The organism is Polaribacter sp. IC073, from assembly GCF_007997075.1.
Lineage (GTDB): Bacteria > Bacteroidota > Bacteroidia > Flavobacteriales > Flavobacteriaceae > Polaribacter.
Map to the genome: position 1 here is coordinate 259,195 of NZ_VORS01000003.1, position 14,005 is coordinate 273,199.

At 32.1% G+C, this 14,005-nt stretch carries 15 protein-coding genes and 1 tRNA gene; 8 read left to right on the plus strand and 8 right to left on the minus strand.

Going from position 1 to position 14,005, the window contains the following annotated elements:
* Positions 1 to 32: 32 nt before the first annotated feature.
* The 3 genes from ES045_RS06450 to ES045_RS06460 are packed head-to-tail and all read right to left on the minus strand — an operon-like array spanning position 33 to position 2,705.
* Positions 33 to 794 carry a shikimate dehydrogenase family protein gene (locus ES045_RS06450; RefSeq protein ID WP_147114207.1) on the minus strand — a complete coding sequence of 254 codons (762 nt, stop codon included), beginning with the start codon at positions 792 to 794 and terminating at the stop codon, positions 33 to 35.
* Positions 775 to 1,782 (minus strand): DUF368 domain-containing protein, encoded by a 1,008-nt coding sequence (locus ES045_RS06455; RefSeq protein ID WP_147114210.1) that lies wholly within the window; start codon positions 1,780 to 1,782, stop codon positions 775 to 777. The genes ES045_RS06450 and ES045_RS06455 overlap by 20 nt, the downstream gene beginning before the upstream one ends.
* On the minus strand, positions 1,782 to 2,705 hold the full coding sequence (locus ES045_RS06460; RefSeq protein ID WP_147114213.1) for a DUF368 domain-containing protein: 924 nt from the start codon (positions 2,703 to 2,705) through the stop codon (positions 1,782 to 1,784). Before ES045_RS06460 ends, ES045_RS06455 begins: the two co-directional genes overlap by 1 nt.
* Before the next feature lie 97 nt (positions 2,706 to 2,802).
* Between ES045_RS06460 and ES045_RS06465 the strand changes: the two genes are divergently transcribed.
* Genes ES045_RS06465 through ES045_RS06475 form a run of 3 tightly spaced genes read left to right on the plus strand, consistent with a single transcriptional unit; the run spans position 2,803 to position 4,821 of the window.
* Positions 2,803 to 2,982: a hypothetical protein gene (locus tag ES045_RS06465; RefSeq protein WP_147114216.1), complete on the plus strand. Its 180-nt coding sequence runs from the start codon at positions 2,803 to 2,805 to the stop codon at positions 2,980 to 2,982.
* Positions 2,972 to 3,745, plus strand: coding sequence for an SGNH/GDSL hydrolase family protein (locus tag ES045_RS06470; protein WP_147114218.1), 774 nt, complete (start codon positions 2,972 to 2,974; stop codon positions 3,743 to 3,745). Before ES045_RS06465 ends, ES045_RS06470 begins: the two co-directional genes overlap by 11 nt.
* Before the next feature lie 20 nt (positions 3,746 to 3,765).
* Entirely contained in the window at positions 3,766 to 4,821 is a 1,056-nt protein-coding gene (locus ES045_RS06475) for a flavin monoamine oxidase family protein (RefSeq protein WP_147114220.1), read from the plus strand.
* Positions 4,822 to 4,966: 145 nt separating this feature from the next.
* Here the strand turns inward: ES045_RS06475 and ES045_RS06480 are convergent, their stop codons facing one another.
* The 3 genes from ES045_RS06480 to ES045_RS06490 form a co-directional block, all read right to left on the minus strand.
* The gene (locus tag ES045_RS06480) at positions 4,967 to 5,224 is read right to left on the minus strand and encodes a DUF6952 family protein (RefSeq protein ID WP_147114222.1); all 258 of its coding nucleotides are present in this window, start codon (positions 5,222 to 5,224) and stop codon (positions 4,967 to 4,969) included.
* A 2-nt stretch (positions 5,225 to 5,226) separates the two neighbouring features.
* Entirely contained in the window at positions 5,227 to 5,535 is a 309-nt protein-coding gene (locus ES045_RS06485) for a thioredoxin family protein (RefSeq protein ID WP_147114225.1), read from the minus strand.
* Between the two features lie 82 nt (positions 5,536 to 5,617).
* Positions 5,618 to 6,259 (minus strand): peroxiredoxin, encoded by a 642-nt coding sequence (locus ES045_RS06490; protein ID WP_147114228.1) that lies wholly within the window; start codon positions 6,257 to 6,259, stop codon positions 5,618 to 5,620.
* 299 nt (positions 6,260 to 6,558) lie between these two features.
* Between ES045_RS06490 and katG the strand changes: the two genes are divergently transcribed.
* The gene (gene katG / locus ES045_RS06495) at positions 6,559 to 8,751 is read left to right on the plus strand and encodes a catalase/peroxidase HPI (RefSeq protein ID WP_147114231.1); all 2,193 of its coding nucleotides are present in this window, start codon (positions 6,559 to 6,561) and stop codon (positions 8,749 to 8,751) included.
* 75 nt (positions 8,752 to 8,826) lie between these two features.
* Here the strand turns inward: katG and trxB are convergent, their stop codons facing one another.
* A complete protein-coding gene (trxB, locus tag ES045_RS06500; RefSeq protein WP_147114235.1) occupies positions 8,827 to 9,774 on the minus strand; it encodes a thioredoxin-disulfide reductase in 948 nt (315 codons plus the stop codon).
* A gap of 188 nt (positions 9,775 to 9,962) precedes the next feature.
* Here trxB and ES045_RS06505 point away from each other — a divergent pair.
* A tRNA-Pro gene (locus ES045_RS06505) sits at positions 9,963 to 10,040 on the plus strand.
* A 68-nt stretch (positions 10,041 to 10,108) separates the two neighbouring features.
* On the opposite strand, the gene ES045_RS06510 is transcribed toward ES045_RS06505, so the two are convergent.
* Entirely contained in the window at positions 10,109 to 11,203 is a 1,095-nt protein-coding gene (locus ES045_RS06510) for a formylglycine-generating enzyme family protein (protein WP_147114238.1), read from the minus strand.
* A gap of 212 nt (positions 11,204 to 11,415) precedes the next feature.
* Here ES045_RS06510 and ES045_RS06515 point away from each other — a divergent pair, with 212 nt between their 5' ends.
* The 3 genes from ES045_RS06515 to ES045_RS06525 are packed head-to-tail and all read left to right on the plus strand — an operon-like array spanning position 11,416 to position 14,001.
* Positions 11,416 to 12,069: a TetR family transcriptional regulator C-terminal domain-containing protein gene (locus ES045_RS06515; RefSeq protein ID WP_147114241.1), complete on the plus strand. Its 654-nt coding sequence runs from the start codon at positions 11,416 to 11,418 to the stop codon at positions 12,067 to 12,069.
* Positions 12,070 to 12,076: 7 nt separating this feature from the next.
* Positions 12,077 to 13,381: an ABC1 kinase family protein gene (locus tag ES045_RS06520; protein WP_147114244.1), complete on the plus strand. Its 1,305-nt coding sequence runs from the start codon at positions 12,077 to 12,079 to the stop codon at positions 13,379 to 13,381.
* Entirely contained in the window at positions 13,381 to 14,001 is a 621-nt protein-coding gene (locus ES045_RS06525) for a flavin reductase family protein (RefSeq protein ID WP_147114247.1), read from the plus strand. Before ES045_RS06520 ends, ES045_RS06525 begins: the two co-directional genes overlap by 1 nt.
* The last annotated feature ends 4 nt before the right edge of the window (positions 14,002 to 14,005 follow it).

Consider the following 14,005-nt stretch of genomic DNA (forward strand, 5'->3'; position numbering starts at 1 on the left):
AACTTACTAGTTATACAAAAGTGGAGCAATAATTATTTTTTGAATTTATTCCAAATTCTCCAAGATTCTTCCGCTTGCATTTCTAACATTTCATATCCGTTTTTAATAGCGGCTCCTTTTTCTTTTCCTTTGGATAGAAATATAGAAATTGCTGGGTTGTAAATTAAGTCGAATAACAAGTGCTTGTCAGTTAAAAATTGATACGGAATATCTGGTGATAAATGCACATCTGGTGAAGTTCCCAAAGGCGTACAATTAACAATTACGTGGTATTTATTGATAACCTCTTCGGTTAAATCTTTGTAAGAAATTTCTTTTTTTCCTGAAGGATTTCTAGAAACAAATTTATATTTAATATCGTTCTTTTTAAGCGCATATGCAACTGCTTTAGAAGCACCCCCAGTTCCTAAAATTAAAGCATATCTATGATGTTTTTTTAAATACGGAAAAATAGAGTTTTCAAAACCTACAACATCTGTATTATACCCTTTTAAATTTCCTCTTTTTGTGAATTTAATGGTATTTACTGCACCAATTTCTTTTGCAGTTTTATCTAATTTATCTAAATATTTGATGACTTCTTCTTTATACGGTATGGTAACATTCATTCCCACTAAAAATTTTTCATTCTTTACAAGAGACGGAAAGTCTGTTATTTCTTGAATATCAAAATTCTTATATACGTGTTTCTTTAAATCTAAAGCATCAAATTTCTTAGAAAAATAGCCTCTAGAGAAAGAATAGGATATATTTTTTCCTAAAAGACCAAATACTTTATTTTTTTTTTCTTCCATAATAATCTATAATTAAAATTAGAGCGATACCAAAAATGATGTAAAAAATAGCAAACCATGTTTCTGCTAATGAGAAATCTGGTATAAACCGATTGTAGTTTTCTATAATTTTATTTCCGTTTTTATCTAAAGAGAATTTATCATTTTCTACTAAATACAATGCTTTTTTCCAAGGCCAAACAATTCCTAAAGAACCTGTAATAAAACCTATTATCACAGCAGTTACAATAGTATTCCACCTTTTTAAAACATAGCCTAAAACATGGCTAATAGAAACCAACCCAAAAGCAGAACCTGCTGTAAAGACAGTAATTATTTTAAGGTATCTAATTTTTTCTGGATGTTGTAAGATATCAAAATTACCTATAATTACATTAGCAACCACATAAAATAATTCATTTACAGAGTCTACTAAAAGCAATACGTAATTCCCCATTAAAATAAGGATAAAGGATCCAGAAAGTCCGGGAAGCGTCATCCCAGAAACACCTATAATTCCGCAAATAAAAACAAACCAAAGATTGTCATTTTCTGCTGCTGGCGTTAAAAAACTGATTCCGACACCTACTGAGGCTCCAATAATTAATGAAACAATATTTGTGCTATTCCATTCGCCAAAACCTTTACCTATATAATAAATAGAGCCAATAATCATCCCAAAAAACCAACTCCAAACATAGAGTTCGTAATGTTTTAGGAAAAAATCTAAAACTAAAGAAATGCTAAAGTAGCTAAAAATGCTTCCTCCCATAATCAATAGTAAAAACTGCCCATTTACATATCTATAAAAAATTTTAAATCGCCCGCTTATTAGCAATTTAAAAGCAATTATATTTATTTTTCTAAAAGAATAAATCAATTCTTCATAAAAACCAAAAACAAAAGAAACGGTTCCACCAGAAACACCAGGAACTTTATTTGCAGCACCCATTGCCAATCCTTTTAAGAAAAGGTATAATCTCTGTAAAAAAGTTCTTTCTTTGTGCATTATTCTTTTTTAACCGCTAGTTTTTCCATCAATAAAATTAAACCAAAACCTACAACTGACAAAACTACTGCCATCATTAATTTAGGATCTCCTTCAAAAGAGAAAGGTGAAACACTTTGTTCTAACAATGGTTTTGTAACACCATGACTATCTAAATACGTTGAAACGGTTTCTTTCCAAGGCCACACTTTATTTAGTGAGCCCAACATAATTCCTGTTAAAACAATTAGCATTTCATTCTTATAGTTTGTAAAAAGCCATTTTAATAATTTTGAAAAGGATAGCAAACCAACAATTACACCTAAACCAATTGCACCAATTATTTTATAATCTTTATGAGTAATTGCTGTCATCACTATAGGATAAACACCAATTAGCAGTAAAATATAAGAACCAGAAATTCCTGGTAAAATCATGGCACAAGAAGCTATTGCTCCTGCAAAAATTAAAAAAAAATAATTAATTTCGCCCACGTTTGTAGACGGAATAACGGTAATTAGATAGCCAAACAAAATCCCTAAAATAAATAAAAAGATAATTTTAGCACTCCACCTCTCAACCTGTTTGCCTATATAAATAATGCTTGCCAAAACCAATCCGAAGAAAAAAGACCATAATAAAACAGGTTCATTTTCTAACAACCATTTAATGGTTTTTGCCAAAGAAATAATACTGATAAAAACGCCTACAAAAAGTGCCAGTAGAAAAGAGCCGTTTACTTGTTTCCAAGCAGCTTTTATGCCTTCTGATTTTAATGTTTTTAACAGTTTAAAATTCACGTTACTTATAGATTCTAGCAGTTCTTCGTAGATTCCAGAAATAAATGCAATTGTTCCGCCAGAAACGCCAGGAACAACATCTGCAGCTCCCATTGCCATTCCTTTCAATCCAATTACTATATAATCTTTTAAATTCCTTCCCATTATATTTCCTTATTTTTGTAAAAAACGAAGATAATAGAATTTGAAGAAAAAATAGAACGGTTTATTCTATTTGTATCTTTTATTAATAATAGACAAAATGCCAAAAAAAGGAAAAGCAAAAAACACGTTAAATAAAGCAAAACACACCAAATTAATGAATCGAAAAATTAATAAGGTGAAGCTAGAAAAGCAACTAAATAAAGAACGTTTAAAAGCTATTATTAAAAAAGTGAACGAAGAGAAAGAGAATGAGAATGAGAATGAGAATGAACAATAAATTAAAATATCTTTTAGGCACCCTTGTTTCACTGCCTTTATTGCCCTTTTTGTACGTTCAAGGAAAAAGTATTCGAGAAAAAGTACCCAAACTTCCAGAAGCAAAAGAACCAAAAGGTTTTGTAAATGGTAATTTTGATACAACTATAAATATACTTTCTATTGGAGAAAGTACCATTGCTGGTGTAGGAGTCGATTTTCATAAAAACGGATTTACAGGTGCTGTTGTAAATACACTTTCTACGGAATTAAAAAAGAATGTAAATTGGCGCGTTTATGCGAAAAGTGGTTATACGGTTGCTAAAATTTGTGAAAAAATTATTCCTAAGATTGAAGAAACTACGACCGATATTATTGTTGTAGGAATGGGAGCAAATGATGCTTTTACTTTAAATTCTCCTAAAAAATGGGGCTCCGATCTAGAAGAATTGATCACTTTATTACAGAATAAATTCCCTGGAACTCCTCTATTTTTTACAAGTATGCCTCCGATAAAAGAATTTCCTGCATTTACAAAACTGATAAAATTTGTAATTGGTAATTTGGTTGAGATTTTAGGAGAAAGGTTACAGGCAATAACTAAAAATAAAAAGAACGTTTTTTACAATAATGAAGTTATCTCGCTAGAAAAATGGAGTAAAAAACATACGTTGCCTAATAATAATTCTAAGATTTATTTTAGCGACGGCGTGCATCCATCAGAACTAACTTATAACATTTGGGGAAAAGAAATGGCGCTTTTTATTACCTCTAAAATTAGATAACAAAATTAAAATTTGACACAATGAAGAAAAAAATAATTATTCTTGGTGGCGGAATTTCTGGCATCTATTTAGGATATCAATTAAAGAAAGCAGGATTTTCAATTACAATTTTAGAAGCTAACAATAGAATTGGCGGTAGAATTTACACCAAAAAAACGCATGATACAAAGGTTGAATTGGGGGCAACTTGGCTTTGGAGATACAATGAAGAATTATTAAAAGTTTGTAAAGATTTAAATATTTCTTTGTTTGAGCAAAACATGCATGGTGATGCTTTATTTGAAGCGACAAACACAGATATGCCTCAACGTTTTCAAGTGCCAAAAAATCAAGAAATTAGTTATCGAATTGTTGGAGGAACGCTAACTCTTTTAGAAAGAATGACCAAATATTTTTCCAAAGATGAATTGCAACTCAATCAAAAAGTGCTTCAAATTAATGATGATAAAACTTCAATAGAAGTGATTACCGAAAAATCTGCATTTACTGCAGCTATTGTTATTTCTACAATTCCGCCTCAGTTATTAGTGAATTCTGTTTCTTTTTCTTCGAAATTAGATGCGAATCTTATCCAAATTGCTAATAATACGCATACGTGGATGAAAGATGCTATAAAATTTGCAATCGTTTATAAAACGCCTTTTTGGAAAGAAAAAGGGTTCTCTGGTGTTGGTTTTAGTAATGTGGGGCCGTTTACAGAAATGTATGAGCATACTAACTTCGAGAATAACCGTTTTGCTTTCATGGGGTTCTTACATGGACCTTTAGCAAATGAATCCAAAGAAACAAGAGAAGAAAAAATAAGAAAACAACTCTTTAAGTTTTTCGGAGAAGATGGTATAAATTATCTTTCTTATGAAGAAAAGGTATGGAACAAAGAAGAATTCACTAGTTTTGAAAATGATAAATTTATCAATCCACATTTTAATAACGGACATTCTGTTTATCAACAAGAATTTTTAAAAGGTAAATTTATAATTGCAGGTTCAGAAACTTCACCAAGTTATGGTGGGTATATGGAAGGCGCAATTTATAGAGGAAATCAGATTGTGGAACAGTTGATTAATAAATTTTAAGAACCTCTGCAACAAACGAATAACACCTTTCTCATCAAATTAAATAAAAGGGTAGAAAAGGTTTTGTCTGCGCTCGACCAGACATCATAAAACAAAAAAATCTCAGGCTTTCACCTGAGATTTTATATCTTATAATAGTTACTATTTATTTGTCAATAGCACCTAAAACACGTTTCATAAAAGTATTTAACGCTTCTTTTTTTGGCATGCCCTCTTTTACCATTTTATCAACTTCAAGTGCACCATACATGTTAGAAATTAACTCGCCAATAACGTCTAATTCGTCATCTTTTAAAGATTGAACTTCTGTTAAAGCTTCTAACGTTTCAATAGTTTCTAATAAGTAATCTTGATCGTTTTCTTCGATAAAATTAGTTAAGTGTTTTATTACAGGTAGTTTCATGATTAAGCAATTTCATTTACCAATTCCTTCAAAACATCAAATTTATTGGTTTGTGTTTGATTTTTCTTTTCTCCGTTTACAAAAATCGCAAAAGTTGGTAAGTTACTTACGTCTGCTAATTTTCTACTCTCAGGAAATTTTTCTGCATCAACAATTACAAATTTTACATTGTCTAATTCTGAAGCTAACTTTTTAAATTTAGGCTTCATAATTCTACAATTTCCACACCAAGTGGCAGAATATTGTACAATTACTTTATCATTTCCTTCTATAATTACTTGTAAATTATCTTCTGTTAATTCTTGTACCATAGTTTTGTTTTTTTTTGAAAAGGAATTCGTGTTAAAATCCCCCAATTGTAACACGAATTTTAGTCCTTCTTAATTATCTTTATTAATTAGATGCTAAATACGCAGCAGTTCCTTTTGCATTGGGAGCCATTGCTTCTTTACCTTCTTCCCAGTTTGCAGGACATACTTCTCCGTGAGACTGTACGTGTGCATAGGCATCAATTAAACGTAAAAATTCGTTTACATTTCTACCTACTGGCATGTGATTAATTCCTTCATGAAAAACAGTTCCTTCTTCATCAATTAAATAAGTAGCTCTATAAGTTACATTATCTCCTTCTACTTGGATTGTTTGTGAAGCCTCATCAAAAGTTTCATTAGTAATATCTAAAATACCTAAGATTGATGATAAGTTTCTGTTGCTATCTGCCAAAATTGGGTAGGTAACACCTTCAATTCCACCATTGTCTTTAGAACTACTTAACCATGCAAAATGAACTTCTGGTGTATCACAAGAAGCACCAATTACAATTGTATTTCTCTTTTCGAATTCTGCCAAAGCAGCTTGAAAAGCGTGTAATTCTGTAGGACATACAAATGTAAAATCTTTTGGATACCAGAACAATAATACTTTCTTCTTGTTATTTATCGCTTCTTCTAATACGTTTAATTTAAACGTATCTCCCATGTCATTCATTGCATCTACGTTTAAATCTGGAAATTTTTTACCAACTATTGTTGCCATTCTATATAAATTTTATAATTATTAATATGCTATTTTCTCTGCGGCAAAGATAGAACGGAAAGCAAAAAAAAAGCAACTATTTTAATGGTAACTTCTGATATTATCATCAATTTTAATTATAGTTAATTAAAGACCTCATAGTCTTACGCTATTTGATGTCTGTATTCAAAAAATTACGTAACTTTATCTCTAAATAAATTATATTTATTTTAAAATAAAAACAATCAATTTTATTTATAATTAATCGATTTGTATATAGTGTAATTTTACCAAAAATTAAATTTAAAAACATATAGTATATGGATAACAATAGCGGAGATATTAGCAAATGCCCTTTTTTTAGCGGCACCACTAAACAAACTTCTGGTGGTGGTATTAAAAATAGAGATTGGTGGCCAAATGAACTGAAACTAAATATTTTACGTCAGAATGCAACAAAATCTGACCCGATGGGAGAAGATTTTGAGTACGCAAAAGCCTTTAATAGTTTAGATTATAATGCGTTAAAACAAGATGTTTTAAATTTCATGACAGACTCACAAGATTGGTGGCCAGCAGATTATGGTCATTATGGCGGATTTATGATTCGTATGGCTTGGCATAGTGCTGGTACGTATAGAGTTGGAGATGGTCGCGGAGGTGCAGGGTCTGGTAACCAAAGATTTGCTCCTATAAATAGTTGGCCAGATAACGGAAACTTAGATAAGGCACGTTTACTATTATGGCCTATCAAACAAAAATATGGTAATAAAATTTCTTGGGCAGATTTAATGATTCTTGCAGGAAACTGCGCTCTAGAATCTATGGGATTCCCCACTTTTGGTTTTGCTGGAGGTCGTGAAGATGTTTGGGAGCCAGAACAAGATACCTACTGGGGAAGTGAAACAGAATGGGGAGAAAATACAGATCGTTATGAAAATGGCGACTTAGAAGATCCTTTAGCAGCGGTAATGATGGGATGGATTTATGTAAACCCAGAAGGACCTAACGGAAACCCTGACCCGATGGGTTCTGCGCATGACGTGAGAGAAACATTTGGTAGAATGGCAATGAATGATGAAGAAACAGTAGCACTTGTTGCTGGAGGACATACCTTTGGAAAATCACACGGAGCAGCAGATCCTAACAAATTTGTTGGAAAAGAACCACACGGCGCACCTATTGAAGAAATGAGTACTGGATGGAAAAACTCATTTGGTACTGGCGTTTTAGATGACACCATTACGAGTGGTATTGAAGGCGCTTGGACACCGAACCCAACACGTTGGGATGATGAGTATTTTGATGTTTTATTAAACTACGATTGGGAATTAACCAAAAGTCCGGCAGGTGCTCACCAATGGAAACCAACGGCAGCATCCAATGCTAAAAGAGCTCCAAAAGCTGGAGATGCAAACGGCAGACAAGATTTAATGATGACCACTGCAGACATCGCTTTAAAAGTAGATCCTGCTTATTTAGCTATTTCTAAGCGTTTTCATGAAGATCATAAAGCATTTGAAGAGGCATTTGCTCGTGCTTGGTACAAATTAACCCACCGAGACATGGGCCCTGTTTCTCGCTATTTAGGACCTGAAGTTCCTACGGAAGAATTATTATGGCAAGATCCAATTCCTACAGTAGATTATACTTTAAGTGAGACAGCTATTTCTACCTTAAAAGAAATGATTTCGAATTCTGGTTTATCAATTTCACAATTAGTAACTACCGCTTGGGCTTCTGCATCTACTTATAGAGGATCTGACAAAAGAGGTGGCGCAAACGGAGCACGTGTGCGTTTAGAACCACAAAGAAGTTGGGACGTAAACAATCCAAAAGAATTAAATAAAGTTTTATTCATTTTAGAAAAAATTAAAAAAGATTTTAATGCTGAAATTTCTATGGCAGATTTAATTGTTTTAGCTGGAAATGTTGGTGTAGAGAAAGCTATTAAAAATACTGGAAAAACTAGTGAGATTCATTTTACTCCAGGAAGAGGAGATGCTTCACAAGAACAAACAGATATTGAGCAATTTGGATATTTAGAACCTTTGGCGGATGGTTTTAGAAATTATATTAAATCTGATTTACAAATAGCTGCTGAAGATTTATTAATTGACAAAGCAAATTTACTAACCCTATCTGTACCAGAAATGACCGTTTTAGTTGGCGGACTGCGTGTTTTAGGTACTAATTATGATGGTTCTAACTACGGTGTGTTTACAGATACCGTTGGAAGTTTAACAAATGATTTCTTTAAAAATATTTTAGATTTCACGTATACTTGGAAGGCAACTTCAGAAGATGATCGCTTTTTTGAAGGTCGTAATCGTACAACGAATGAGGTGAAATTTACAGGAACTCGTGCAGATTTAATCTTTGGTTCTAATACAGAGTTAAGAGCAATTGCAGAAGTGTATGGCGCAAATGACGGACAAGACAGGTTTGTTAGAGATTTTGTTGCCGCATGGACAAAAGTGATGAATCTTGACAGGTTTGATATTAAAAAATAAGTTACTTTATTTTGCAAAAAAAAAGAGATTACAACGTTGTAATCTCTTTTTTTTTACTTTTATTTTGATGAAAAATTATTCTAAAGCACCTAGATATCGTTCTGCATCTAAAGCAGCCATACAACCTGTACCTGCAGCAGTCACAGCTTGTCTATATTCTTTATCTTGAATATCACCAGCAGCAAAAACTCCAGGTAAGTTCGTTTTTGTCGTTTTTCCTTTCGTAATCAAATACCCCGTTTCATCCATATCTAAAACACCTTTAAATAAATCTGAGTTTGGTGTATGTCCAATAGCAATAAAAACACCTGTTACAGCAATATCTGTAGTTTCTTTTGTCTGATTATTTATAGCCCTCACCCCTTCAACAACATTAGAACCTAAAACCTCATCGATTTCCATATTGTATAAAACTTCAATATTTTTAGTTTTATGAACCCTATGTTGCATTGCTTTAGAAGCTTTCATGTAGTCTTTACGAACCAAAACGGTAACTTTTCTACAAATATTAGATAAGTAAGTAGCTTCTTCTGCAGCAGTATCTCCTGCTCCAACAACAACAACGTCTTGTCCTTTATAGAAAAAACCATCACAGGTTGCACAAGCAGAAACGCCACCTCCAATTAAACGTTGCTCACTTTCTATACCTAAATATTTTGCAGTAGCTCCTGTAGAAATAATTATAGTTTCAGCTTCAATATGTTTGTTTTCATCCACAATAACTTTATGAACTCCACCAACTTTATCATTTAATTCTACTTTTGTAGCTAAGCCAAAGCGCACCTCTGTACCAAAACGCTCTGCTTGCTTTTTTAAATCTTCCATCATTGCAGTTCCGTCTGTACCGTCTGCATAACCAGGAAAATTATCTACTTCTGTTGTGGTAGTTAATTGACCTCCCATTTGCATTCCTGTATACATTACAGGTTTCATATCTGCTCTCGCTGCATAAATTGCGGCAGTGTATCCTGCAGGACCAGAACCTATAATTAAACACTTTATTTTTTCTATTGTATCTGACATTTTTTCTTTAATTTATGGATAACAAAAATATTATTTTTTAAACCTTTAAAGAACGAATGTTTATAAGTTTTTATAATGAAAACATAGTTAAATTAAATTAACAGCACCTATTGAATAATAATTACCAAATTGGTTGTTTCTTTCTAAAAAGAGTGTATCTTTGCAGTCCTTAAATGAGTAATCATTTTCGGGGTGTAGCGTAGCCCGGTCATCGCGCCTCGTTTGGGACGAGGAGGTCGCAGGTTCGAATCCTGCCACCCCGACCAAAACTAAAAAAACCTTGATAAATTTTATCAAGGTTTTTTTTTGCTTTACAGAAGTATTACAACTCTTTTTATTTCGTCAGCATCTGTTTAGTAGCAACTGTCCTAAAGCCAATATGATCTGAACTTGAACTCGGCTCCATGCCCATTTTTGCAGAAATTCTAAAACTTGCACAATAAGATTCATGGCATAAAAAAGAACCACTCTTCATAACATATTCTACTTGAGATGGATTGGAAGGCGTATAAGAAGCCTTTGCACCTGTTGGATTGTTTAAGACCTCATTCGGATTTAAATTTTGATAATAATTTACATTGAATAAATCGGACGTAATTTCCCAAACATTACCCGCCATATCATACAAGCCAATATTATTAGCCGGATATGATTTAATTGGAGAAATATATTCAAATCCGTCTTCCGAAAGATTTGTTACAGGAAATTGCCCTTGCCAAGTATTGGCATTTGCATTTAACTCTGCTTGATTATTTCCCCAAGTAAATGTATTATTTGTATTATTTCCTTGCGCGGCAGACTCCCACTCTGCTTCGGTTGGCAATCTTCTATTAGACCACTTGCAATAGGCCAAAGCATCATCAAAACTAATGTGAACGACAGGAAAATTATCTTTTCCATGTATAGAAGTTCCAGGTCCTTCTGGTTGTTTCCAGTTTGCACCAATCTTCCAAGTCCACCATTGTTGGTAGTTATTCATGGAAACTATTTTACCAGCATGTCTATTAAAAATTAAACTTCCGGGTTGTAAAATCGAATCTGCTGGTTTGGGGGTATTTGCAGGTAAATCTTTTTTAATTTCATTCCAATCAATAGGTTTTTCAGCTGTTGTTATATAATTAGTTGCCGTTACAAATTTTCTAAATTGTTTATTTGTAACTTCATGTACATCTATAAAAAAACCATCTACATACACTTCATGAGCTGGTTTTTCTCGCATCATTGCAAATTTATCTCCTTCTTTAGCTCCCATTAAAAAAGCTTTAGATGCCACCCAAACCATCCCTTCAGGTGTTTTCACATTAACAACTTCTTTTATTGCCCTTGCTTTGTTCTCTTTAATTTTAGTTTCTTTCTTTTTATCACAAGAAATAAAGAGGATTAAAAAAACGAATTGCAGTACCAAAGGGAACTTATACTTAAAAGCCATATTTTAAAATTAAAATTACTTATTCACTTAAAATTTTTCTGTAAACTAGTTGCTAAATTACATTATGAATTGAAATAAAACCCTTATTTTTATTGGTATTTATCATTCTAATTTTATTGAAATACTTCAGTGTGATTTATTTCTCATAATTTCTGTTTAATGAATAACTTGTTTCGTTAAACATTTGTATCTTTACCTAAAATTTAATAATTATGGCTCGCAAGAAAAACATTACAAAAGACAATTTAATTTCTTGGTACATGGAGTTTGTGCTAGAAAATAATCATGATCCCAAATCTGTATTCAGTTTCGCAAAAGAAAATAATTTTGAAGAAGCAGATTTTTATAAATTTTATGGTTCTTTTGAAGCTATAGAAGAATCTATATTTAGTGAGTTCTTCAACAACACTATTAAGGTTTTAGCTAAAAGTGAAGAATACCCAGAATACGATGCAAGAAATAAGTTGTTAAGTTTTTACTTTACCTTCTTTGAAATGTTAACGGCTAACAGAAGTTATGTTGTGTACGCTATCAAAGAAAACGGAGATTTAAAAAACTTAAAATCTTTTAAACACCTAAAGCAAGACTATAAAACTTTTGTAAATAACATCGGAATAGAGAAGATTGATCTAAATCAGGAGAAATTAGGCAAAATTCAAGATAAAACAATTCAAGAATCTTCTTGGTTACACTTGGTAATTACGATGAAGTTTTGGTTGGATGACACCTCTCCTTCGTTTGAAAAAACAGATATTTTTATAGAAAAATCTATCAATGCTCGTTTCGATTTAATGGACATAAAACCATTGAAAAGTATTATCGATTTTGGCAAATTTATTTTAAAAGAAAAAATTAACTTCAATTAAAGAAGCGATGAAAACAATAGACTCTATACCAACATCAAAAATACAAAGAGCCTCTAAGTTAGTAACAACTGGAGCTAAAATTGGTGTAAATTATTTAAAATATTATGGTGATAAGCTTACCAAAACAGAATTAGAAGCGAAAGCTCGATTGGATGAAAACAATGCAGAAGATATTTACGACGGTTTAAAAACATTAAAAGGTTCTGCACTTAAAGTTGCACAGATGCTTAGCATGGAAAAAAGCATTTTACCGAAAGCGTACGTAGAAAAATTTTCGCTTTCGCAATTTTCTGTACCACCACTTTCTCCTGCTTTAGTTACAAAAACTTTCAAAAGATATTTTGGCAAAAATCCGAACGAAATATATGACAAATTTGATGCTGTTTCTGTAAACGCAGCAAGTATTGGTCAAGTTCACAAGGCCGAAAAAGACGGTAAAAAATTAGCCGTAAAAATTCAATACCCGGGTGTTGCAGATAGTATTGCTTCAGATTTATCTTTAGTAAAACCAATTGCAATTAAAATGTTTAATATTAGAGGAAAAGATTCTGATAAATATTTTGAAGAAGTTGAGAGTAAATTAGTTGAAGAAACAAATTATATTTTAGAGGTAGCACAAAGTAAGGAAATTGTAGCGGCTTGTAAACACATTCCGAATTTAAATTTCCCAGAGTATTATGCTGATTTATCTTCGGATAGAATTATTACAATGGACTGGATGAATGGTGTTCACTTATCTGAATTCTCGACAAAAGACCCAGAAATATCTAATAAATTAGGACAAGCCCTGTGGGATTTCTATATGTTTCAAATGCATAAATTAAAAAAAGTCCATGCAGATCCGCATCCTGGAAACTTTTTGGTGTCACCAGAAAATGAATTGATTGTAATCGATTTTGGTTGTATGAAAACCATTCCAATGGAATTTTACACGCCTTATTTTGAATTGGCAAAACCAGAAAACATTTCTGACCCTGCACTTTTTGAAAAAAAATTATATGAATTAGAAATTTTAAGAGAAGATGATTCTAAGGAAGAGTTAGACTTTTTTAGAGCGATGTTTCATGAAATGTTAAGCCTTTTTACACAACCCTTACACCAAGAGTTTTTCGACTTTTCAGATGAAGATTTTTTTGGTAAAATTTCTGATCTAGGAAGCAAGTATGCAAAAAGCACCGAACTAAAAAACATGAATGGTAATAGAGGTTCTAAACACTTTATTTACATTAACAGAACGTTTTTTGGTTTGTTTAATTTAATGCACGATTTAAAAGCAAAGAATATAAAAATTAATAACTTTAAATCTCTATAATGGCACTTTTCACTTTTAAAGAGATTGAAAATTTAGATAAGATTTATAAAATAAATCTTATTAATAGCTGCTCTGGTTTTAAGTCTGCAAATTTATTAGGCTCAATGTCTGAAGAAGGAATTGCAAATGTTGCGGTTTTTAGCTCGGTTACCCACTTAGGTTCTAATCCCCCAACTTTGGGTTTTATTTTACGCCCGACAACAGTTCCTAGAGACACCTATAAAAACATAAAAGATGCTGGTGTATTTACCATAAACCATATTCATGAAGCTATAATTGATGATGCACATCATACATCAGCAAAATATCCAAAGGAAGTTTCAGAATTTGATGTTACCAATTTAGAAGCAGTTTACAAAGGGGATTTCAAAGCTCCTTTTGTAAAAGATTCTCCCGTGCAAATGAGTATGAAATTTATAGAAGAAGTGTATGTTTCTTCAAACGATGTGATGCTAATTGTTGCTGAGATTCAAGAACTATATATTGATGACGCACTGCTAGAAAAAGATGGATTGATTAATTTATCCAAAGGAAAAATAGCGACAATAAATGGTTTAGATACGTATGCGATTCCGAAATTTAAGAAACAACTTTCGTATCAGAGACCCAAAAAAATATAAAAAC